Source organism: Ferrovibrio sp. (assembly GCF_029255545.1).
In the GTDB taxonomy this organism is placed as follows: domain Bacteria; phylum Pseudomonadota; class Alphaproteobacteria; order Ferrovibrionales; family Ferrovibrionaceae; genus Ferrovibrio.
In genome coordinates this window covers 38,696-58,864 of the sequence record NZ_JANLJJ010000091.1, presented here as the reverse complement: position 1 = coordinate 58,864, position 20,169 = coordinate 38,696, and the positions used below count along the sequence as shown (strand labels likewise).

The window sequence follows — 20,169 nt, the reverse complement described above, 5'->3', positions numbered from 1 at the left end:
ATCGCGGTCTTGGAGGGCGACGCGGCCTTTGCCGAAATCCTCTATCGCAATGGGGCCGAACGCTGCCGCGACCAGTTACTGTTGCTGGCCAGCGCGGCGCCGGAACGACAGGATCTGGCCATTCGCCGGGCGGTTGCCACGGCCACATGGCAGCGGCCGATCTTTCCGTTGCGCGGCGCCGACGTCCTGGCGCTCGGGTTTTCACCCGGGCCGACAGTCAGCGCGCTGCTCAACGAACTGGAATCCTGGTGGGCAGCCGGGGGCTTCCGAGCCGATCGTGAAGCCTGCCTCAAACACTTGCGCGCCCGCGTGCAGACGACGGTCGAAGGACCATAATCCGGATCGGCGGAACGGGATAAGTATATAATTTTATTTGGTTTTTCGCGAATGTTCGCCGCTGTGCGGCTGGGGTGGGACGCTAGTCCGACGCGGAAATACATACCCCTAGAAAGAACTCGAGCTCCACGTCGGCGCCGTAAACCCGGACGTCGATGTGGAGCTCGAGGCCAAGAACTATGAAACGCTACGACTTACTTCTTGGCAGCCTTCTTCTTGGCGGCCTTCTTCTTGGCCTTCGGCGCCTTCTTGGCCTTCGGGGCCTTCTTCGCCTTCACAGCCTTCTTAGCCACCTTCTTCTTAGCGGCCTTCTTTTTCGCAGCAGCCATGTTCTCCTCCATGGATTTGAGTACGGTTTTCACCGCAACGAAGTTTCGGGAAATGTTTCCCGAACAAGCGTATCTGTAGCACAACGCCGCGGTATTAACCACTAAATCTTGCGTAGTACTAAAAAATCCTTAATAGCGTGCCCTATCCGACACGCTGAATAGCACGCCGATCGAACGAAAAAGCATCGTTGAAGTAAAACGGCGACGAAGACTTCGGAATTTCACGACATCATGAAAAGCCGCATGAATTGCGGACTTTTTTAATTAGGGCCATTTCACGCTGGGCGGCATCGACATCAGAATCGCTTCGGTGTTGCCGCCGGTTTTCAGACCGAATGTCGTGCCCCGATCGTAGAGCAAATTGAACTCCACATAACGCCCCCGACGGATCAGTTGGTGCTCTCTTTCGGCCTCTGACCACGAATCATTGAGGTGTCGGAGGACGATTTTTGGGTAGGTTTCAAGGAACGATTCGCCGACCGTTTTGGTGAAGGCGAAATCGCTTTCCCAATCACCGCTGTCGAGTTGGTCGTAGAAGATGCCGCCGACCCCGCGTGGCTCTTCGCGATGAGGCAGGTAGAAATACTCGTCGCACCACGTCTTGAATCGGGGGTAGTAGTCCGGGTCGAAGCGGTCGCAGGCCGCCTTCAGGGCGGCATGGAAGTCGCGGGTATCGGCTTCATCGGGAATCATCGGCGTCAGGTCGGCGCCACCGCCGAACCAGGCCTTGCTGGTGACCAGAAAGCGGGTGTTCATATGCACCGCAGGCACTTTCGGCGACTGCATATGGGCCACCAGCGAGATGCCGGAGGCCCAGAACCGGCCATCCTCGGCGGCCCCCGGGATCTGCTTGCGGAACTCAGGCGAGAATTCGCCCTGCACGGTGGAGACGTTGACGCCGACTTTTTCGAATACGCGGCCGCGCATTACGCTCATCACTCCGCCGCCGCCGCCTGGGCGATCCCAGCTCTTGCGTTCGAACCGGCCGGCCGGCCGGTCGCTGAGCGGGCCGGTCAACTGATCCTCCAGGGTTTCGAAAGCGGCGCAGATGCGGTCACGCAGGGATTCAAACCAGTCACGCGCCCGGGTCTGGCGTTCGGCGATGGGGGCTGACGTCATGGTGACGAGTCTCCTTAGGCTTAGGGGCGGTGCGGGAAAGCATCGAGCTGGCGCAGGGCCTCGCCCAATACCATGGCAGCGGCGGTGGCGACATTGATCGAGCGCAGGCCGAGTTTCAGCGGGATCAGCAGACGAGCCTCGGCGGCGGCGTGAACATAATCTGGCGCGCCTTTGCTTTCCCGGCCGAGCAACAGAATGTCGTCGGCGGCAAACCGGAACTCGGTATAGGGGATGGCGGCCTTGGTGGTCATGAGCACCAGCCGGCCGGCCGGTCGCTCGGAGGCGAAATGCTCCCAGCTGTCATGCCGATGGATTTCGGCATGCTCCAGATAGTCCATGGCGCTGCGCCGCACGGCCTGCACCGAAAATGGGAAGCCGCAGGGTTCGATCACATGCACAGGTATGCCCAGACAGGCGCCAAGGCGCAGAATCGTGCCCAGATTGGGCGGTATGTCGGGTTCGAACAGGGCTAGCCGCATGGGGTCTTTCAGACGATCCGAGTTACGCCGGTTTTTTCGCGGTTTGCCGGGGTGATTCCAACCGCAGGACCCCTGCGGCAACCTGTCGCATGCTTCCGGCTAAGCGCTGGACTTCGCCCAGATATAGTGAGAAATATCCCCTCTCGTTTCCAAGTCCTTATTATCTTCGAGGGAGCTATGGCAGGGACAGCGACCCAAAAGGCCGGCACTGAACCGACCCGCCGCGACTTTATTGTCGTCGCCGCGGGGGCATTCGGCGCCGTAGGGGCGGCAGCGGCCGTCTGGCCGTTCATTCACCAGATGAATCCGTCGGCCGACGTGCTGGCGCTCTCGAGCACCGAGGTTGATCTGAGCCAGATCGCCGCCGGCCAGAGCGTCACCATTCTATGGCGTGGCAAGCCGGTTTTCGTGCGGCACCGCACCGAGGCCGAGATTGAGCTGGCCCGCAAGGATGATACGGCCGCCCTGCCGGATCCGCAGAAGGATGCCGATCGCGTCAAAAAGCCGGAATGGCTGGTCATGATGGGCGTGTGCACCCATCTGGGCTGCGTGCCGCTCGGCCAGAAGGGCGATTTCGGTGGCTGGTTCTGCCCGTGCCACGGTTCGCATTACGATACTTCCGGCCGTATCCGGAAAGGCCCTGCTCCGCTGAACCTTCCGGTTCCGGACTATGCCTTCCTGAACGACACCCGCATCCGCATCGGCTAAGGACCCCAACCGATGGCTGACAATAATTCCGGCTTTTTTGCCAACCCGCTCGTCAAGTGGATCGAATACCGCCTGCCGGTCTTCTCTACCTTGGATCATATGGTCGGTTCGCAGTATCCGACCCCGAAGAACCTCAGCTACTGGTGGAACTTCGGTTCGCTGGCCGGTCTGTGCCTGGTCATCCAGATACTCACCGGCATCGTGCTGGTGATGCATTACACGCCGCACACCGCGATGGCCTTCGATTCGGTCGAGCACATCATGCGCGACGTGAACTATGGCTGGCTGCTGCGCTACATGCATGCCAATGGCGCCTCGATGTTCTTCATCGCGGTCTACATCCATATCTTCCGCGGCATGTATTACGGCTCCTACAAGGCGCCGCGCGAAATCCTGTGGTGGCTCGGCCTCATCATCTTCCTGCTGATGATGGCGACCGCGTTCATGGGCTATGTGCTTCCCTGGGGCCAGATGAGCTTCTGGGGCGCCACCGTGATCACCAACCTGTTCTCGGCCATTCCGCTGGTTGGCGAGCCGATCGTCACCTGGCTGTGGGGCGGCTTTGCCGTCGACAACCCGACGCTGAACCGGTTCTTCTCGCTGCATTATCTGCTGCCGTTCGTGATCGTTGGCATCGTGATCCTGCACGTTCTGGCCCTGCACCAGCATGGCTCGAACAACCCGCTGGGCATTGACACCAAGGGCCCGCAGGACCGCATCCCGTTCCATCCCTACTACACGATCAAGGATGCGTTCGGCGTCGGCGTATTCCTGATCTTCTTCAGCTTCTTCCTGTTCTATGCACCGAACTACCTGGGCCACCCGGACAACTACATTCCGGCCAATCCGCTGGTGACCCCGGAGCATATTGTGCCGGAATGGTACTTCCTGCCGTTTTACGCGATCCTGCGCTCGGTGCCAGACAAGCTGGGCGGCGTGCTGCTGATGTTTGGTGCGATCCTGATCCTGTTCGTGCTGCCTTGGCTGGATACCAGCAAGGTGCGGTCGGCCAAGTTCCGCCCGATCTACAAGCAACTGTTCTGGGTTTTCCTGATCGCCTGCATTGGCCTGACCTATGCTGGCGGTCAGCCGCCGGAAGGCCTGGCGCTGGTGATCGGTCGCGCCTGCACGATCTATTACTTCGCCCATTTCATCATTCTGCTGCCGCTGGTCGGCTGGTTCGAGAAGCCGCTCAAGCTGCCGGCCTCGATCAGCGAACCGGTGCTGAAGGCTTAAGGCGGGGGATCGGACAATGAAAATGACAACCATGCGTGCGATCCTCGCAGCCCTGACGCTCGGCCTTGCCGCGCCGGCTTTTGCCGCCGGCGAACAGCCGGCGCCGCCGGCGGTGAAATGGAGCTTCAACGGCCCGTTCGGCACCTTTGATCGCGCGGAACTGCAGCGCGGCTATCAGGTCTACAAGGAAGTCTGTGCCGCCTGCCACGCCATGAAGTATGTGGCGTTCCGCAACCTGCGCGACCTTGGTTTCAGCGAAGCCGAGGTGAAGGCCCTGGCGGCCACCTTCCAGGTAAACGACGGCCCGAACGATGCCGGTGAAATGTTCCAGCGCGCCGGTCAGCCGCAGGACAAGTTCCCGTCGCCTTTCCCGAACGAGAAGGCGGCGCGGGCCTCCAATGGCGGTGCCTATCCGCTCGACCTGTCGCTGATTGCCAAGGCCCGTGCTCAGGGCCCGGACTACATCAAGGCGCTGCTGACTGGCTACAAGCCTGCCCCGGCCGGCTTCGCGCTGGGCGAGGGGTTGCAGTACAACGAGTATTTCGCCGGCCATCAGATCGCGATGCCGCAGCCGCTGAACGACGACCAGGTCACCTATGCCGACGGCACCAAGGCCAGCGTCGAGCAGATGGCGCATGACGTCTCGGCTTTCCTGATGTGGGCTGCCGAGCCGAAGCTGGAAGACCGCAAGCGGATGGGACTGAAAGTCATGATCTTCCTGATCGTGCTGACCGGCCTGTTCTTTGCCGCTAAGAAGCGCATCTGGCGCAAGCTGCACTGATCGGGATACCTCACCGACACCACGGAAAAGGCCGCCATTCCGGCGGCCTTTTTTGTTGCACCCCGACAGGCGGTTTGCTTAAGTCGCGCGCGGCATTCCGGCCCGTCAGGGCCTTTCCAATCAGCGGGAGCAGCGGTAATGGCGCTCAAGACGAAGAAATCTGGCAAGGCAAGGAAGAAGGCCGTGGCCCGCAAGCCGGCAGCCAAGGCGAAGCTGCCCATGAAAGCTAAAAAAGCGGTCAGGAGCAAGAAGCGCCGTCCTGTCGAACTGGAAGGCGCCAGCGCGGCGGCCATCGGCGTTGCCCGGGCGGCGGCGCGTTCGGTCCGTGGCGGCGCAAAGGCAGCCGGCATTCCCAAGCCCTATATCGTCAAGCATGGCGAGCCGGTGCGGATCGGCGTGCTGGGCGGCAGTGGCATCTATGGCATGGCTGGGTTGAAGAATACCAAGTGGCGCAAGGTCGCGACGCCGTGGGGTGACCCATCCGACGAATTGCTGTTTGGTTCGCTGGATGGCGCCGAACTGGTATTTCTGCCGCGTCATGGCCGGGGCCATGTCCATTCCCCCTCGGAAGTGAATTACCGCGCCAATATCGATGCTCTGAAACGCGTCGGCTGCCATGACGTGATTTCGGTTTCGGCCTGCGGTTCGTTCAAGGAAGCGCTGGCGCCGGGCACCTTCGTCATTGTTGACCAGTTCATCGACCGCACCTTCATGCGGCAGAAAAGCTTTTTCGGCACCGGTCTGGTGGCTCATGTCTCGGCGGCGCATCCGGTCTGCCACCGCCTGGGCGATGCGCTGGAGGCGGCCGCGAAAGATGCCGGCATCACCGTCCAGCGCGGTGGGACCTATCTGTGCATGGAAGGCCCGCAATTCTCCACCCAGGCGGAAAGCTTCCTGTACAAGAGCTGGGGCTGCGACGTGATCGGCATGACCAATGCACCTGAGGCCAAGCTGGCCCGCGAGGCCGAGCTCTGCTACGCCTCGGTCGCCATGGTCACCGATTACGATTGCTGGCACCCTGAACACGACCATGTCGATGTCGCGTCGGTGATCCGGGTGCTGCTCGACAATGCCGAGAAAGGCCAGAGCCTGGTCGCCAAGGCCGTGCCGTATCTGAAGCAGCGGCCCGAGCATTGCCCCCAGGGCTGTGACAGGGTGCTGGACACGGCGCTGATCACGGCGCCGGAAAAGCGTGATCCCGCGCTGCTGAAGAAACTCGACGCGGTCGCCAGCCGCATTCTCAAGGCCTGAGACGAAAAGGATTTCGAAACGCCATGCAGGGCATCAAGGACAAGATCCGCACCATCCCCGATTACCCCAAGCCGGGAATCATGTTCCGCGACATCACCACGTTGCTGCAGGATGCGCGCGGCTTCCGCAAGACCGTCGACGAGATGGTGCAGCCCTTTGCCGGCACCCGGATCGACAAGGTGGTGGGTATTGAGGCGCGCGGCTTTATCCTGGGTGGCGCCATCGCGCACCAGCTCTCAATCGGCTTCGTGCCCGTGCGCAAGCGCGGCAAGCTGCCGTCCAGGACGCTGTCGCAGGAATACCAGCTTGAATATGGTACCGATGCAATGGAAATCCATGTCGATGCCATTCAACCCGGCGAGCAGGTTCTGCTGGTGGACGACCTGATCGCCACTGGCGGCACGGCCGAGGCGGCGGTCAAACTGATCCGCGCCCATAAGGGCGAGGTGATCGGCTGCTCGTTCATCATCGACCTGCCCGAGCTCGGCGGCCGCAAACGCCTGGAAGCCCTGGATGTGAAAGTGTTGTCGCTGTGCGAGTTTGAGGGGCACTGATTTGGCGCACCGCATCACCGGCCTGGACCATACCGTTCACGCAGTCGCCGACCTTGAGGCGGCAAAAGCCAACTGGCAGCGGTTGGGCTTTACGCTCACGCCGCGTGGCCGGCATATCGGCTGGTCCACCGGCAATTACTGCATCATGTTTCCGCGCAACTACCACGAACTACTCGGTATTGCCGAGCCAGGCGGGTATACGGCCGGACTGGAAGATGCACTGAAGGCCCGGGGCGAGGGAATGCAGAAGGTGGCTTTCGCTACCGATGACGCCATGGCGGCGGCGGCCGAGATGAAGGTGTCGGGCCTCAATCCGCCCGAGCCGCAAAGCCTCAAGCGCGAACTGGAACTGCCCGAGGGCACAGTGTTGCCGTCCTTCACGCTGCTCATGCTGCCTGCCGAGGCATCGCCGCAACTCCCGACCTTCCTGTGCCAGCATCTGACGCCGGACCTGCTGCGCCGGCCGGAATGGCTGCTGCATCCCAACGGCGCGGAGCATGTCAGCGGCATCGTCGTGGTGACTGACGATCCGCCGGCGCTGGAACTGCCCTATGAAACCCTGATCGGCGCCGGCAGCGCCGTGCGCACCGACCGCATGTTGGCGGTGCGTACCGGCGACGAGTCGATCCTGTTTGTCACGCCTGACGATCTCGACACGCTGTTCCCCGATATCGAGCATCCGGTCCGGCCGACGCCGTATATCGCCGGGCTGCGCCTGCGCGTGCACAACACCGAGGCTGCCGCGGCCTATTTCAGCGCCGCGGGCATTGACCACGCACGCAGCATGGACGGCACCGTGCTGGTGCCGGCTGCGGCCGCCAATGGCTGCTTCCTGGAATTCTCCAGCCGGCCCTGAGCTGGAAGATCACAGAATCGCGTCAAAGAAGGCCAGCGTGCGGCGGCGGGCAATCGTGGCTGCGCGGGCATCATAGCTGGCGCGCTGGTCGCAATTGAAGCCGTGGTCGGCGTCGTAGATATGCGTCGTGATGGTCGGGTGCCGGGTTTTCATGCCATCGGCCAGGCTGAGCGGGATCATCGAATCCCGGGCGCCGAAATGCAGCAGGGCAGGGCAGAGCGGGGCACGTTCGATCAGCTCGGCCCAGGGGCCGCCATAATAGCCTACCGAAGCCGCCAGGCCGGGCACCAGGGCGGCCGCCAGCCAGGTTACGCCACCACCATAGCAATAGCCCACGGTGCCGACGCGGCCAGCGCTGCTGGCTGCCGTCACAGCAGCGGTGACATCCTTCATGCAGTCCGACCAGTTCATCTTGCCGCGCCATTCGCGGCCCTTGGCCACATCTTCAGGCGTATAACCCAGGTCGATGCCGGGCTGCAGACGGTCAAACAGAGCAGGCGCGATGCTGTAATAACCATCGGCGGCGAAGCCGTCAGTCACAGCCTTGATATGGCTGTTGACCCCGAAGATTTCTTGGATCACCACGATGCCACCCTTGGCCGTGCCTTTCGGCTCGGCGACATAAGCGCCGAAACGGTGGCCGTCGGCGGCGGTCAGGCTGGTCATTGTACCCATGGCGGTCTCCTCAGGCAGGATTGCGGAAGCGCATGATGCCGATGCTGGTGTAGCGCATCACCATCTCGTCATTCTGGTTGAAGGCTTCGACCAGGAAGCGGGCAGAGCCAATGCCGGGGCGGCTGCGCGAGGGCGCCTTGTCGAGGCAGGTCATGCGGGCACGGATGGTGTCGCCCGGCCGCACCGGTTTCAGCCAGGCTAGGTCATCGAAACCCGGTGAACCGAGGCTGGCATCCAGCTCGACGGCGGAATCCACCAGCAGCCGCATCACGGTGGCTGCCGTATGCCAGCCCGAGGCGATCAGGCCGCCGAAGGCCGAGCCTTTCGCAGCCACTGGATCGATATGGAAGGGCTGTGGATCGAACTGCTTCGCAAAGGCGATGATCGCCTGTTCGGTGAAGGTGTGGCTGCCGATATCGCGGACGGCGCCGATCTCGATATCCTCGAAATACTGCATGGCAGCGTTCCTCAGCCCTGCACCGGCCGGCGGCCATACATGCCCTTGGCCTGCATGGTCAGCACGATGTCGCCATTCTGGTTGCGCATTTCATAGCGCGAAGTGACCACGCCACGGTCGGGTTTGGACTGCGAGGGGCGGACGTCAAGGATTTCGCCGCGCAGATGCAGCGTGTCGCCCGGGAAAACCGGTTTGACCCAGCGCAACTGGTCAACACCGGGTGAGCCCATGCTCGCATATTTGCCGATCATGTTGTCAACCAGCATGCGCATCATCATGCCGGCGGTATGCCAGCCCGATGCGCAAAGGCCGCCAAACAGCGACTGCTTGGCGGCCTCCTTGTCGAGATGAAAGGGCTGCGGATCGTAATCGCGAGCGAAGGCGACGATCTCTTCCTCGCTGACCTGGCGGGGCGGGAAGTCCAGCGCCTGCCCGACGGCGAAATCTTCCAGATATTTCATGTCGTGTCTTATGTATTGAAGCGGAAATGCATGATGTCGCCATCCTGCACGATGTAATCCTTTCCTTCCAGCCGCAATTTTCCGGCATCACGGGCGCCGGCTTCGCCCTTGCCGGCGACATAATCGGCATAGGCAATGGTTTCGGCGCGGATGAAGCCTTTCTCGAAATCGGTATGGATCGCGCCGGCCGCTTCCGGCGCCTTGGCGCCCTTACGCACGGTCCAGGCGCGGGCTTCCTTGGGGCCAATGGTGAAGAAAGTAAGCAGTTCGAGCAGGCCGTAGCCGGCGCGGATGACCCGGGCCAGGCCGGTTTCTTTCAGGCCCAGATCGGCCAGGAAGGCCTGCTTTTCCTCATCAGAGTCAAGCTGCGCCACCTCGGCCTCAATGGCGGCCGAGATCACCACCATGGCCGCGCCCTCGGCATCGGCCTTGGCCTTCACGCGGGCCGAGAAGGCGTTGCCTTCCGCCGCGGAAGCTTCCTCGACATTGCAGACATAGAGCACCGGCTTGGCGGTAATCAGCATCAGCTCCTTGTAAAGCTTCTTCTCGTCCTCGGTTGGCACCACGGTGCGGGCAGGTTTGCCGTCGCGCAGGGCGGCCAGCACCTTTTCCATCACGGCCAGCCGGGCCTTTTCTTCCTCGTTGCCCTGCTTGGCGCGTTTGGCCGTCATGTCAACGCGGCGCTCCAGGCTTTCCAGGTCGGACAGCATCAGCTCGGTCTCGACCGTTTCGGCATCGGCGACCGGATCAACTCGGCCTTCCACATGGGTGATGTCGCCATCCTCGAAGCAGCGCAGCACATGGCAGATCGCGTCCACCTCGCGGATATGGGCGAGGAACTGGTTGCCGAGGCCTTCGCCCTTGGAGGCGCCACGCACCAGGCCGGCGATGTCGACGAAGGTCAGCTGGGTCGGGATGATCTTCTGCGAACCGGCGATCTGGGCCAGCACGTCCAGGCGATCATCCGGCACGCCGACCAAACCGGTATTCGGCTCGATCGTGCAGAAGGGGTAATTCGCCGCCTGAGCTGCCGCGGTCTGCGTCAGCGCATTGAACAGGGTCGACTTGCCGACATTGGGAAGGCCGACGATGCCGCACTTGAAACCCATTTTAACTTTCCTTCGTTTTCTCTGCTTTGGGCGGTTGCAGGCGCAGCGCCACCTTGGTCATGAAACCCGCGTCGTCATCGCGGGCCAGGAAGCCTGCCTCGGCGGCCATGGCGGCCAGCAACGGGTCGAGCCAGTCGTGTTCCTCGGCCGCGAAATTCTGCAGCACATAACCCAGCACGCGATCCTTGCCGGGATGGCCGATGCCGATGCGCAGGCGGCGGTAATTCGGGCCGATGGCGGCATCCACTGATCGCAGGCCGTTATGGCCGGCATGGCCGCCGCCGGTTTTCATGCGGATCTTGCCAGCGGCCAGATCCAGCTCGTCATGCACCACCACGATCTGGGCCGGTGGAAGCTTGAAGAAATGCGCCGCCTCGCCAACCGATTTGCCCGACAGGTTCATATAGGTCTGAGGCTTCAGGATCAGGGTTTTCGTGCCATTCAGCACGCCCTCAGCCAGTTCACCCTGGAAACGCTTCCGGTAGGGCTGGAAATTATGCTGCTCGGCAATGGCATCGACAGCCATGAAGCCGACATTGTGGCGCTGGCGCCTGTGTTCGCTGCCCGGGTTGCCCAGTCCGACGAGAAGCAGCATGGCGTTTCAGCGTCCGGAATGAAGTATCGTGAGTGGGCGGAAAGGGGCGGGCGGCGCACCAGCGATGCGCCGCCCGGGTCAGCGTTACTTCTTGGCGGCCGGCTTGGCCGCAGCAGCCGGGGCTGCCTTGGCGGCCGGGGCCGCAGCGCCAGCGGCCGGTGCCGCCGCAGCTTCGGCCTTCGGCGCGGTCTCGTCTTCCTTGGTCGGGGCCGCGATGGTCGCAACGGTGAAGTCGCGATCCTGGATCACCGCCTTGATGCTGGCAGGCAGCTCGAAAGCCGAGATGTGGATCGAGTGGCCGATTTCCATGCCGGCCAAGCTGATCGAGATGCTTTCCGGGATATTGTCCGGCTGGCAGAAGAACTCGACCTCGTGGCGCACCACGTTCAGCACGCCGCCCTTCTTGATGCCCGGGCTCTGATCCTGGTCCTGGAAGAGCACCGGAATGAAGATGCGGACCTTCGAGTCCTTGCCGATGCGCTGGAAGTCGACGTGGATCGGCCGGTCGCTGACCGGATCGAGCTGCACGTCGCGCGCCAGGACGCGCTCGGTCTTGCCGCCGATATCGATGGTGAACAGGCGCGAGAAGAAGCTGCCCTTGTGCATCTCCTTCAGCAGTTCGCGACTTTCGACCGAAATCAGTTCCGGGGTCTGCTTTTCGCCATAGATGACCCCCGGCACGCGACCCTTCAGTCGCGTTGCACGGGCGGTCCCCTTGCCAGCCCTCGACCTCGCCTCGGCGGCGATGGTGTTTACGTCACGCATGATTGCGCTCCTTGCTTAGATACGGCGCCGGCACCGTGCCAGCTCCGTTTCCGACGCCGGCCTCCAGGGGTGCCGCGCGCCGAAACTCTGAAACTTAATCGAACAGGCTCGAGACCGAGGTCTCCTCACTGATCCTGCGCATCGCTTCGCCGATCAGCGGCGCGATCGACACCTGACGGATATTGCGCGCCAGGCGGACCGCTTCGGTCGCCAGGATCGAGTCGGTGATGACCAGACCTTCCAACTGGCTGGCGGTGACGCGGGCGACCGCGCCGCCCGACAGCACGCCATGAGTCACATAGGCATAAACCGACTTGGCGCCGTGCTTCTTCAGCGCCTCGGCGGCGTTGCACAGGGTGCCGGCGGAATCGACGATGTCATCGACCAGGATGCAGCGGCGGCCTTCGACATCGCCAATAATGTTCATCACTTCCGACACGCCAGCCTTCTCGCGGCGTTTGTCGACGATGGCAAGGTCTGCTTCCAGGCGCTTGGCAATGTTGCGGGCGCGTACCACGCCACCGACGTCGGGCGAAACCACCATCAGGTCATCGCCCTGCAGATGCTGTTTGATGTCGGCGGTCAGCACCGGGCCGGCCATCAGGTTGTCAGTCGGAATGTCGAAGAAGCCCTGAATCTGGCCGGCATGCAGGTCCAGCGTCAGAACGCGGTTGGCGCCGGCGGCGGTGATCAGGTTGGCGACCAGCTTGGCCGAGATCGGCGTGCGCGGACCCGGCTTGCGGTCTTGCCGGGCGTAACCGAAATACGGCAGCACGGCAGTGATGCGGCGGGCCGACGAGCGCTTGAGCGCATCGATGCAGACCAGCAATTCCATCAGATGGTCGTTCGCCGGATAGGAGGTTGACTGGATCACGAAGACGTCCTCGCCGCGGACATTTTCATGTATCTCGACAAACACCTCCATGTCGGAGAAGCGGCGCACGCTGGCTTTGGCGAGCGGGACCGACAGATAAGCCGCAATGGCTTCCGCCAGCGGACGATTGGAATTACCCGCCAAAACTTTCATGACAGAGCTCTGTGGATGCGCCGGAGCAGGGGAGAAAAACCGCGCGGACTATAGCCGCCGGCCCGAGCGCTGTAAACCCGGAATTATCCTTTAATTTCAGGATTTTGTGGGTGGCAGTATGGGGCGGGCGCGGCGTCGGGTCTCGATGATCTCGCTCAGGCCCTGCCAGCCACCCTGGGCCACGATATGGGCGGTGTTGCCCCAGGCCTGGCTGAGTTGGCCCTTGGGGATGCGATTGGCCTGTTTCACCTCGCCCAGCCGGCTGCCGTCGCTCGCCAGCAGGGCCCATTCGATGGTCACCCGCTCTGACGCCGGGCCGTCGGCCCAGACCTGTACCTTGCAGGTGATGACGAAATCCGCCCCGGCCGGATCGGGCAGCGGCGGCTGGCCGCCCAGGATCAGCAATTCCCGCATGGCCTGGCGCAAGCTGCGGTTGCCGTCGCCAGGGGCGCCTTCGCATTCCTGCACGGCCAGTTTGGCGGGGCCGGCATTGGCTCCCTGGGCGGCGGCAATGGTGCTTTCATTCAGCCGGGCGGCAATCGCCGCAGCCATGGTTGTCGCGGCCTGTTTCATGGCACCGGCATCGCCGGCGGCCAGCCGGTCGGGTGAAATCCCCAGTGGTCGGCCGCCATCCTGCGGTTGGCCGCCATTGAACGAGCTTTCAGTCCAGCGCCACACCGTCTCGTTGCCGCGCGGCTCCACGACAACCGTCAGCACCGAGGACAGCCGGCTGCGCGCCGAAGCGCTGGCCGCTACTTCCTTCTCGGCAAGGGCATCGGCCAGAATGCTGGCCAGAGCGGTTCCCTGGCCAGCCGGCAGGCCGGCGACAGGTGGCACGAAGATGCTGGTCTCGCCGATCGGGCGGACCAGCGGGCTGCTCGCCTTGGTGCGGGAATCAGCCTGGAAGGGCTGCGGCAGCGGTTGGCAGGCGGCAAGGCCGGCCAGAATCAGCATCAGGGACAGGGCTTTAACCGAGGACACAGCTCACCATCATGGCCAGAATGAACATCGCGAGAAAAATAAACAAATGCGGCATGGCTGTTCAGCCAGAAGGATCAGACCGGCAAGGCAATGGCCGAAACCTGCCGACCGTAATCGGTCTCGCCCGCCAGCGTCATGCGGCGATAGCTGAAAAAACGAGCCGGATCGCTGCAGGTATCGAGGTCGAGATTCTCGGTGGTTATACCCGCGCGGCCCAGGCGTTGCAGCAGATAGCGCGGCAGATCGAACTGCCAATGGCCTTCCCGTTTCCCATCGGTGAAGAACCGCGCATTGTTCTTGTCGGCCTTCAGGAATTCCTCGTGGAACGGCGCGCTGACCTCGTAGGATGACTGGCTGATGCAGGGGCCGATCGCGGCGCGGATACGGCTACGGCTGGCGCCGAGCCGTTCCATCGCGGCCACCGTGGCATCGGTAATGCCGGCGAGGGCGCCGCGCCAGCCGGCATGGCAGGCGCCGATCACCGCCGCGTCGCTGTCCGCAAACAGTACCGGCGCGCAATCGGCCGACAGGATGCCGAGGGCAATGCCGCGCTGCGCGGTGACCATGCCATCGGCTTTCGGGCGGTGCATGATGTCATAGCCGGCATCGACGGTGACGACCTCATTGCCATGCACCTGATAGAGCGAAGCGAGGCCATGCGGGGCGATAAGGTGCATCGCCACGCGACGGCGGTTTTCCTGCACGGCGGCAGGGTCATCGCCCGAGCCCGGCCCGCAATTGAGCGAGGCGTACAGGCCGGTCGAAACGCCGCCGCGCCGGGTAAAGAAACCATGCGGCGTATCGCCCAGCGTCACGGCCGTAACGGGCGTGATATCGTCAGGCATTCCTTCTGACGCGGGGCGGATCATGCAAAACCTGCTGGTATCGGCGACTCGGGCGGCAGCAGTGCCAGTGCCTTGAACAGGGTGCCCATCGCTTCTGGCGCGGTCAACCGCTGCAGGGCGCGGTCGACGTCACCCTGTATCGCCGGATTCGCCTGTTTCAGCGTGGCCGCGCGCTGCCCGATGCCCAGGGCTTCGAGGAAGGCGCCCTGGCCGACCGGGCCATAGGCGGCAGCGCCGGCGCGAGTCGCCGCAAGTGCGAATGAGGCGAAATCGACATGCGTGGTGAGATCGGCCAGTCCCGGATCGCTTAATGGGTCGGCATAGGCGTGGCGATATACGGCCTGTAGGGTTTCACCAATGCCGGGCACGGCATAGCCGTAATCGACGAACAAGGCAGCGCCACCTTGCAGGCGCAAGCGTGCCGCGATGTCGGTGGCAACGGCGCGCACAGTAGGGCTCGATTCGACGATGGCGCCGGGCGGTGCGTCGCGCAAGGCCAGTGGCAGCAGGTCGTCGAAGGGCAGGGCGCGCGGATCGAGCAGGAAGCAGAGATTGCCGGAATCGTCGAGGCCGACGCATCGTTCATGCCACGCGCCGTCATCGCCACGCTGGAACTGGCGCACTGGCAAGGCATCGAGAAATTCATTGGCCAGAACAAAGATCGGCGCATCCTTCGGAATCGCGGCGAGACTCTCGTGCCAAACTGCGTCCTCGCCGACCAAAACTTCGGCCTGCATGCCGCGCAGCCGCGCCGAGGCCTCGATCAGCACCGGCTGTAATGCCTTGCGAAAAGGCGGCAGGGCGCGGATCGCGCGCAGGGCGTCGCGCATCAGGGTGCCACGGCCGGGGCCGAGTTCGACCAGATAGCATTTCGACGGACCACCCTGCTTTAGCCAGCAGTCGGCTGCCCACAGGCCGAGCAATTCGCCAAACATCTGGCTGATTTCCGGCGCGGTGGTGAAGTCGCCGCCCAGACCAATGGCCTGCTGGGTACGGTAATAGCCATGTTCAGGATGCAGCAGGCAGTCGGCCATGTAGGCCGCGACCGTAATCGGCCCCTCGGCGGCGATGCGCTGCCGCAGGATGTCGCGCAGCGGCGCGACGGTCATGCCACCCGAGGCCTGCGCGTCCACCAGACGACACCGATGCCGACCAGCACCATCGGCAGCGACAGCCACTGCCCCATCGTGGTGCCGCCGACGAGATAGCCGATCTGCGCATCGGGCTCGCGGAACAGTTCGCCGATGATGCGCGCCATGCCATAGCCGATCAGGAACAGGCCCGACAGCAGGCCGGGCCGATCCATCGCCTTGCTGTTCCAGCGCATCAGGTTGAGCAGCAGGAACAGCGCCACGCCTTCCATCGCCGCCTGGTAAAGCTGGCTGGGGTGGCGCGGCAGGGGGCCCCCGGTGGGAAACACCATGGCCCAGGCGACATCCGGCGCGACGCGGCCCCAGAGTTCGCCGTTGATGAAATTGGCAATGCGGCCGAAGAACAATCCGATTGGCGCGACGCAGGCAATTGCATCGGTGAAGGCGAGAAAGCGGATGCCGGTCCAGCGGCAATAGCCGATCATGGCGATGATCACGCCCAGCATGCCGCCATGGAAGGACATGCCGCCCTGCCAGACTGCGAAGATTTCGGCTGGATGCTGAATGTAGTAGCCGAAATTGTAGAACAGCACGTAGCCGATGCGGCCACCGAGTACGACGCCCAGCGTGGCCCAGAGCAGGAAACCGTCAATCTGTTCCGGTGCCACCGCGCTGCCCGGCCGCCTGGCGATCCGCATGGCCAGCCGCCAGCCCGCGACCAGACCAACGATATAGGCCAGAGCATACCAGCGCACCGCGAACGGCCCGATGGCGAAGATTACCGGGTCGATCACCGGAAAGGCGATGGCAGGCAGGGTGGCGAACATCATTCGTCCTGAGCTTCACCCGCTGCGCCCGCTTCATCGGCACGGGGGCGCAGCGTGGGGAAGGCGATTACCTCGCGGATGGTCGCCGAGTTGGTCAGCAGCATCACCAGACGGTCGATGCCGATGCCAAGTCCGCCCATCGGCATCATGCCGGCCGACTGCGCCTTCAGGAAATCCTCGTCGATGCGGTGCGCCTCGTCGTCGCCGCCGTCGCGTTGGCTTTGCTGATCCTCGAACCGGGCACGCTGCTCCAGCGGGTCGGCCAGCTCGGAAAACGCGTTGGCGATTTCCCAGGTGTTGCAGAAGGTTTCGAACCGCTCGGCGATCTCGGGGTTTGCATGGTTGGCCTTGGCCAGCGGCGAGATCGCCTTGGGCAAGGCCACCACGTGCGTTGGCTGGATCAGGTTGGGCTCGACGAAATGCTCGAAGCAGGCTTCCACCACCTTGCCCCAACTGACGCCATCGGCGATCGCGACGCCGGCCTTTTTCGCAGCTTCACGGGCCTGAGCATCGTCCAGGCCGTCCAGCTTCACTCCGCCGTGCTCCTCGATCAGGCCGAGCATGGTGGCGCGGCGGAAGGGCGGCGTGAAGTCGATTTCGTGTCCGCCGAATTTTACCTTGGTACTGCCGGTCGCCAGGATTGCCGCATTGGCAATGGTGCGTTCGGCGATATCCATCATGTCCTCGTAATCGGCATAGGCCTGATAGAGTTCCATGGTGGTGAATTCGGGATTATGGCGCGGTGAGATGCCTTCGTTGCGGAAGCAGCGGTTGATCTCGAACACCTTCTCGCTTAAGCCCCCGATCACCAGCCGCTTGAGATGCAGCTCGGGTGCGATGCGCATGTAGAGCGGAATATCGAGCGCGTTATGATGCGTCACGAAGGGCCGCGCGATGGCGCCGCCCGGGATCGTGTGCAGCATCGGCGTCTCGACTTCCAGGAAGCCTTCGCCGCTGAGGAAGTTGCGCACCGCCTGGATCACGCGGAAACGCGTGCGCAGGGTGACGCGGCTTTCGTCGTTACCGATCAGGTCGTATTCGCGGTGGCGGTAGCGCTGCTCGATATTCTTCAGGCCGTGCCATTTCTCCGGCGGCGGCTCCAGCGCCTTGGCCAGCACGACGATCTCCCTGGCATCCACCGTGATCTCGCCACGCTTGGTGCGGCGCACCATGCCGCGTACGCCGATAATGTCGCCCAGGTCCAGCGCCTTCATCACCGTGGCGAACTGGCCCTGCACGTCTTCCTTGGCGGAATAGACCTGCAGTTTCACGGTATCGTCGACCAGGTCGATGAACATGCCGCTGTTGCGGATCGCCATCACGCGGCCGGCAACCGCCACGCTGTCTTCGGTGCGCTCGTCTGGCTGCAGATGGGCATAGGCCTCATGCACCGCGGCATTCTTGTGTGATTTGGGGAATTTTGGCGCGGCATAGGGATCAAGGCCGATCTGGCGCAACTGCGCCAGCTTGGCTTCACGGTTGGCGCGTTCGCCGGACACGTCGACGGGTGTTTGCTCGGTCACGATAATTCTGCCGCTAAATCTGGACGTTGGGGGCGGAACCTAGCACCCGCCCCCCGGCTTTCCAACACTTCGGGGGCGGCCTTTCAGGGGCTTCCGGGGGTGGAATAGCTGTGGAAAAGCACGCCGGGTGCTTGCGGCTCCTGCCATCCCCCGCCATATCGGAAAGACTGCTTTTGCCACGGAGTCGCACCATGCAGACCGATAACCGCCTGCTCGACGATCTCAGCCGCATCGCCACCGGCGCGCTTGGGGCGTTGCAGGGGGTAAAAGGCGAGGTGGAGCAGGCGTTCCGCCAGAGGCTGGAAAAGGGGCTGGCCGAGATGGATCTGGTCACCCGCGAGGAGTTCGAGGCGGTGAAGGCCATGGCCGAGGCTGCCCGGGAAGAGAATATCCGCCTGGCTGAACGTCTGGCCGCGCTCGAATCCAAACAGAGTGGCTGATTCGGTGAGCTGTCCTAACTCTCGCCCGGATCAGGCGAATTTCATGAATTTTTCGTAAATCCACCCTTGCACAGTGGGATTCCACCGCATACTCTAAATCTATGGTGCCTACTGTTTCGCGACACCTATATATGGTCAGCCGAGAGGAGGGGGCTTACTCGGCCGGGGCGGTTTCCGCCTCCGCTTGGGGTCAAATTCCCAACCTTATCAGCCGTTTCGGGATACCTGCCGAGAACCGGCACGCCGCAGAGGGGGAGCGCTAGCGCATGCGGACACTGATCGAAGCCGAAACCACCAGCCGCCTCAACCCGCTCGACCTAGTCGAACAGATCGTCGGCGAGCATGAATGGCCATTCGACCGGCAGGGTTCCGATGAACTCACCGTCGGCGTTTCCGGCCGCTATTGCGAACAGCAGATGTGGTTTTCCTGGCGCGACGAACTTGGCGCGCTCAGCTTCACCTGCGCCTTCGACATGAAAGTGCCGGCCAATCGCCGGCGCGACCTGCATTCCCTGCTGGCCTATGTGAATGAGAAGGCCCTGATCGGCCATTTCGATTATTGGGTCGAAGAAGGCATGGTGGTGTTCCGCCAGGCCCTGCTGCTGCGCGGCGGGCATGGCGCCACCACCGAACAGATTGAAGACCTGATGGAAATCGGCCTGTCGGAATGCGAACGCTTCTATCCGGCCTTCCAGTTCCTGGTCTGGGGCGGGCGGACGCCGGAAGATGCGGTCGCGGCCGCCATGTTCGAGTGCGTCGGCGAAGCCTGATTTTCACGACCTGATTTTCAGGGCCAACCCTTAACCCGGCCCCGGCATCCGGCTACTTTCCTGCGGTGTTTCTGAGTATGCAGGCGAGGAGAGCAGGATGAGCCGGGGCATTCTTTTGGTTGGTTGCGGCAAAATGGGCAGTGCGCTGCTGACCGGCTGGCTGCGCCAGGGCGTTGCCGCCAGCGATATCGTTGTCGTTGAGCCCAACCCGGTTTCCGATCTGCCCGCCGGGATTCGTCAGGCGGCATCGGCCGATGCGGTTCCAGCCGGGTTCTCTCCCGCTCTCGTGATGCTGGCGGTCAAACCGCAGATCATGGACGCCGTGGCCCCGGCCTATGCCGCCTATGCCGGCAAAGGCGCCTGCATCCTGTCCATCGCCGCCGGCAAGACGATCGCCACGCTCAATCGCCTGCTGGGTGGCGGAGCTGCCATCGTGCGCGCGATGCCGAACACGCCGGCAGCCGTAGGAGCCGGCATCACCGTTTGCTGCGCCAATGCAGGCGTCACGGCGGAGCAACGCGCTTTCTGCGGCGATCTGCTTGCTGCCGTTGGCGAGGTCGCCTGGGTCGAGGATGAAAGCCTGATCGATGCCGTCACAGCCGTATCCGGCTCCGGACCGGCTTATGTGTTCTGGCTGGCCGAATGCCTGGCCGCGGCCGGAGAAAAAGCCGGCCTGGCTGCGGATCTGGCGGCCCGTCTGGCTTCGGCGACAGTCAGTGGCTCTGGCCTGTTGATGCGCCAGAGTACGGACGGCCCGACGCAATTGCGTAAGAATGTTACCAGTCCGAACGGCACGACCCAGGCGGCATTGGATGTTCTGATGGCTCCGGATGGCTTGGCGCCATTGATGGAGCGGGCCGTGGCGGCGGCGGCAAGGCGTTCGAAAGAACTGGCTGGCTGAACCAATCTTGTCGCCGGCGCGTTGCACACCAGATTAGAGCAATCCCAACCCGG

24 protein-coding genes and 1 pseudogene are annotated in these 20,169 nt (G+C 63.1%); 10 read left to right on the top strand and 15 right to left on the bottom strand.

What is annotated here, in order from left to right; translation table 11 throughout:
• Window positions 1–336 (top strand): annotated as a pseudogene (locus tag Q1J79_RS17695) (hypothetical protein); the annotation flags it as partial.
• Between the two features lie 194 nt (window positions 337–530).
• On the opposite strand, the gene Q1J79_RS17690 reads toward Q1J79_RS17695, so the two are convergent.
• From Q1J79_RS17690 to Q1J79_RS17680, 3 genes are all read right to left on the bottom strand, one after another.
• Window positions 531–665, bottom strand: a complete 135-nt coding sequence (locus tag Q1J79_RS17690) for a hypothetical protein (protein ID WP_300302980.1) — start codon at window positions 663–665, stop codon at window positions 531–533.
• A gap of 264 nt (window positions 666–929) precedes the next feature.
• Window positions 930–1,784 carry an oxygen-dependent coproporphyrinogen oxidase gene (gene hemF, locus Q1J79_RS17685; RefSeq protein ID WP_300302978.1) on the bottom strand — a complete coding sequence of 285 codons (855 nt, stop codon included), beginning with the start codon at window positions 1,782–1,784 and terminating at the stop codon, window positions 930–932.
• Window positions 1,785–1,804: 20 nt separating this feature from the next.
• The gene (locus Q1J79_RS17680) at window positions 1,805–2,263 is read right to left on the bottom strand and encodes a tRNA (cytidine(34)-2'-O)-methyltransferase (RefSeq protein ID WP_300302976.1); all 459 of its coding nucleotides are present in this window, start codon (window positions 2,261–2,263) and stop codon (window positions 1,805–1,807) included.
• Window positions 2,264–2,440: 177 nt separating this feature from the next.
• Between Q1J79_RS17680 and petA the strand changes: the two genes are divergently transcribed.
• The 6 genes from petA to Q1J79_RS17650 all read left to right on the top strand — a co-directional run bounded on the left by petA (window position 2,441) and on the right by Q1J79_RS17650 (window position 7,649).
• Window positions 2,441–2,971: a ubiquinol-cytochrome c reductase iron-sulfur subunit gene (petA, locus tag Q1J79_RS17675; protein ID WP_300302974.1), complete on the top strand. Its 531-nt coding sequence runs from the start codon at window positions 2,441–2,443 to the stop codon at window positions 2,969–2,971.
• A 12-nt stretch (window positions 2,972–2,983) separates the two neighbouring features.
• Window positions 2,984–4,207, top strand: coding sequence for a cytochrome b N-terminal domain-containing protein (locus Q1J79_RS17670; protein WP_300302973.1), 1,224 nt, complete (start codon window positions 2,984–2,986; stop codon window positions 4,205–4,207).
• Between the two features lie 22 nt (window positions 4,208–4,229).
• The gene (locus Q1J79_RS17665) at window positions 4,230–4,988 is read left to right on the top strand and encodes a cytochrome c1 (protein ID WP_367183008.1); all 759 of its coding nucleotides are present in this window, start codon (window positions 4,230–4,232) and stop codon (window positions 4,986–4,988) included.
• A gap of 138 nt (window positions 4,989–5,126) precedes the next feature.
• The gene (locus tag Q1J79_RS17660) at window positions 5,127–6,239 is read left to right on the top strand and encodes an S-methyl-5'-thioadenosine phosphorylase (protein ID WP_300302970.1); all 1,113 of its coding nucleotides are present in this window, start codon (window positions 5,127–5,129) and stop codon (window positions 6,237–6,239) included.
• Between the two features lie 23 nt (window positions 6,240–6,262).
• A complete protein-coding gene (locus Q1J79_RS17655; RefSeq protein WP_300302968.1) occupies window positions 6,263–6,793 on the top strand; it encodes an adenine phosphoribosyltransferase in 531 nt (176 codons plus the stop codon).
• Between the two features lies 1 nt (window position 6,794).
• Entirely contained in the window at window positions 6,795–7,649 is an 855-nt protein-coding gene (locus tag Q1J79_RS17650) for a VOC family protein (RefSeq protein WP_300302966.1), read from the top strand.
• 9 nt (window positions 7,650–7,658) lie between these two features.
• Here the strand turns inward: Q1J79_RS17650 and Q1J79_RS17645 are convergent, their stop codons facing one another.
• From Q1J79_RS17645 to lysS, 12 genes are all read right to left on the bottom strand, one after another.
• Window positions 7,659–8,324 carry a dienelactone hydrolase family protein gene (locus Q1J79_RS17645; protein WP_300302964.1) on the bottom strand — a complete coding sequence of 222 codons (666 nt, stop codon included), beginning with the start codon at window positions 8,322–8,324 and terminating at the stop codon, window positions 7,659–7,661.
• Window positions 8,325–8,334: 10 nt separating this feature from the next.
• Complete coding sequence (locus Q1J79_RS17640) at window positions 8,335–8,781, bottom strand: MaoC family dehydratase (protein WP_300302962.1); 447 nt, start codon at window positions 8,779–8,781, stop codon at window positions 8,335–8,337.
• A gap of 11 nt (window positions 8,782–8,792) precedes the next feature.
• Window positions 8,793–9,242, bottom strand: a complete 450-nt coding sequence (locus Q1J79_RS17635; protein WP_300302960.1) for a MaoC family dehydratase — start codon at window positions 9,240–9,242, stop codon at window positions 8,793–8,795.
• Window positions 9,243–9,250: 8 nt separating this feature from the next.
• Window positions 9,251–10,351, bottom strand: a complete 1,101-nt coding sequence (gene ychF, locus Q1J79_RS17630; RefSeq protein WP_300302958.1) for a redox-regulated ATPase YchF — start codon at window positions 10,349–10,351, stop codon at window positions 9,251–9,253.
• A 1-nt stretch (window position 10,352) separates the two neighbouring features.
• The gene (pth, locus tag Q1J79_RS17625; RefSeq protein WP_300302956.1) at window positions 10,353–10,946 is read right to left on the bottom strand and encodes an aminoacyl-tRNA hydrolase; all 594 of its coding nucleotides are present in this window, start codon (window positions 10,944–10,946) and stop codon (window positions 10,353–10,355) included.
• A gap of 84 nt (window positions 10,947–11,030) precedes the next feature.
• Entirely contained in the window at window positions 11,031–11,711 is a 681-nt protein-coding gene (locus Q1J79_RS17620) for a 50S ribosomal protein L25/general stress protein Ctc (RefSeq protein ID WP_300302954.1), read from the bottom strand.
• 94 nt (window positions 11,712–11,805) lie between these two features.
• Window positions 11,806–12,738, bottom strand: a complete 933-nt coding sequence (locus tag Q1J79_RS17615; RefSeq protein ID WP_300302952.1) for a ribose-phosphate pyrophosphokinase — start codon at window positions 12,736–12,738, stop codon at window positions 11,806–11,808.
• Window positions 12,739–12,834: 96 nt separating this feature from the next.
• The gene (locus tag Q1J79_RS17610) at window positions 12,835–13,719 is read right to left on the bottom strand and encodes a hypothetical protein (protein WP_300302950.1); all 885 of its coding nucleotides are present in this window, start codon (window positions 13,717–13,719) and stop codon (window positions 12,835–12,837) included.
• Window positions 13,720–13,793: 74 nt separating this feature from the next.
• Window positions 13,794–14,564 carry a peptidoglycan editing factor PgeF gene (gene pgeF / locus Q1J79_RS17605; RefSeq protein ID WP_300302948.1) on the bottom strand — a complete coding sequence of 257 codons (771 nt, stop codon included), beginning with the start codon at window positions 14,562–14,564 and terminating at the stop codon, window positions 13,794–13,796.
• A gap of 20 nt (window positions 14,565–14,584) precedes the next feature.
• The gene (locus Q1J79_RS17600; protein WP_300302946.1) at window positions 14,585–15,697 is read right to left on the bottom strand and encodes an SAM-dependent methyltransferase; all 1,113 of its coding nucleotides are present in this window, start codon (window positions 15,695–15,697) and stop codon (window positions 14,585–14,587) included.
• Window positions 15,670–16,482 (bottom strand): prolipoprotein diacylglyceryl transferase, encoded by an 813-nt coding sequence (gene lgt, locus Q1J79_RS17595; RefSeq protein ID WP_300303116.1) that lies wholly within the window; start codon window positions 16,480–16,482, stop codon window positions 15,670–15,672. Before lgt ends, Q1J79_RS17600 begins: the two co-directional genes overlap by 28 nt.
• Window positions 16,482–18,005 carry a lysine--tRNA ligase gene (gene lysS / locus Q1J79_RS17590; protein WP_300302944.1) on the bottom strand — a complete coding sequence of 508 codons (1,524 nt, stop codon included), beginning with the start codon at window positions 18,003–18,005 and terminating at the stop codon, window positions 16,482–16,484. The genes lgt and lysS overlap by 1 nt, the downstream gene beginning before the upstream one ends.
• A gap of 191 nt (window positions 18,006–18,196) precedes the next feature.
• Between lysS and Q1J79_RS17585 the strand changes: the two genes are divergently transcribed.
• The 3 genes from Q1J79_RS17585 to proC all read left to right on the top strand — a co-directional run bounded on the left by Q1J79_RS17585 (window position 18,197) and on the right by proC (window position 20,116).
• Window positions 18,197–18,445: an accessory factor UbiK family protein gene (locus Q1J79_RS17585; protein ID WP_300302942.1), complete on the top strand. Its 249-nt coding sequence runs from the start codon at window positions 18,197–18,199 to the stop codon at window positions 18,443–18,445.
• A 266-nt stretch (window positions 18,446–18,711) separates the two neighbouring features.
• A complete protein-coding gene (locus Q1J79_RS17580; RefSeq protein WP_300302940.1) occupies window positions 18,712–19,215 on the top strand; it encodes a YbjN domain-containing protein in 504 nt (167 codons plus the stop codon).
• A 97-nt stretch (window positions 19,216–19,312) separates the two neighbouring features.
• On the top strand, window positions 19,313–20,116 hold the full coding sequence (gene proC / locus Q1J79_RS17575) for a pyrroline-5-carboxylate reductase (RefSeq protein ID WP_300302938.1): 804 nt from the start codon (window positions 19,313–19,315) through the stop codon (window positions 20,114–20,116).
• The last annotated feature ends 53 nt before the right edge of the window (window positions 20,117–20,169 follow it).

Bases quoted from the DNA above. Each gene is read 5' to 3' on its own strand.
- pgeF (WP_300302948.1), bottom strand. From the start codon at position 14,564: ATGCCTGACGATATCACGCCCGTTACGGCCGTGACGCTGGGCGATACG.
- Q1J79_RS17690 (WP_300302980.1), bottom strand. From the start codon at position 665: ATGGCTGCTGCGAAAAAGAAGGCCGCTAAGAAGAAGGTGGCTAAGAAG.
- pth (WP_300302956.1), bottom strand. From the start codon at position 10,946: ATGCTGCTTCTCGTCGGACTGGGCAACCCGGGCAGCGAACACAGGCGC.
- Q1J79_RS17635 (WP_300302960.1), bottom strand. From the start codon at position 9,242: ATGAAATATCTGGAAGATTTCGCCGTCGGGCAGGCGCTGGACTTCCCG.
- hemF (WP_300302978.1), bottom strand. From the start codon at position 1,784: ATGACGTCAGCCCCCATCGCCGAACGCCAGACCCGGGCGCGTGACTGG.
- lgt (WP_300303116.1), bottom strand. From the start codon at position 16,482: ATGTTCGCCACCCTGCCTGCCATCGCCTTTCCGGTGATCGACCCGGTA.
- Q1J79_RS17585 (WP_300302942.1), top strand. From the start codon at position 18,197: ATGCAGACCGATAACCGCCTGCTCGACGATCTCAGCCGCATCGCCACC.
- Q1J79_RS17615 (WP_300302952.1), bottom strand. From the start codon at position 12,738: ATGAAAGTTTTGGCGGGTAATTCCAATCGTCCGCTGGCGGAAGCCATT.
- ychF (WP_300302958.1), bottom strand. From the start codon at position 10,351: ATGGGTTTCAAGTGCGGCATCGTCGGCCTTCCCAATGTCGGCAAGTCG.
- Q1J79_RS17660 (WP_300302970.1), top strand. From the start codon at position 5,127: ATGGCGCTCAAGACGAAGAAATCTGGCAAGGCAAGGAAGAAGGCCGTG.
- Q1J79_RS17580 (WP_300302940.1), top strand. From the start codon at position 18,712: ATGCGGACACTGATCGAAGCCGAAACCACCAGCCGCCTCAACCCGCTC.
- Q1J79_RS17640 (WP_300302962.1), bottom strand. From the start codon at position 8,781: ATGCAGTATTTCGAGGATATCGAGATCGGCGCCGTCCGCGATATCGGC.
- Q1J79_RS17655 (WP_300302968.1), top strand. From the start codon at position 6,263: ATGCAGGGCATCAAGGACAAGATCCGCACCATCCCCGATTACCCCAAG.
- Q1J79_RS17645 (WP_300302964.1), bottom strand. From the start codon at position 8,324: ATGGGTACAATGACCAGCCTGACCGCCGCCGACGGCCACCGTTTCGGC.
- Q1J79_RS17680 (WP_300302976.1), bottom strand. From the start codon at position 2,263: ATGCGGCTAGCCCTGTTCGAACCCGACATACCGCCCAATCTGGGCACG.
- proC (WP_300302938.1), top strand. From the start codon at position 19,313: ATGAGCCGGGGCATTCTTTTGGTTGGTTGCGGCAAAATGGGCAGTGCG.
- Q1J79_RS17665 (WP_367183008.1), top strand. From the start codon at position 4,230: ATGACAACCATGCGTGCGATCCTCGCAGCCCTGACGCTCGGCCTTGCC.
- Q1J79_RS17670 (WP_300302973.1), top strand. From the start codon at position 2,984: ATGGCTGACAATAATTCCGGCTTTTTTGCCAACCCGCTCGTCAAGTGG.
- petA (WP_300302974.1), top strand. From the start codon at position 2,441: ATGGCAGGGACAGCGACCCAAAAGGCCGGCACTGAACCGACCCGCCGC.
- Q1J79_RS17620 (WP_300302954.1), bottom strand. From the start codon at position 11,711: ATGCGTGACGTAAACACCATCGCCGCCGAGGCGAGGTCGAGGGCTGGC.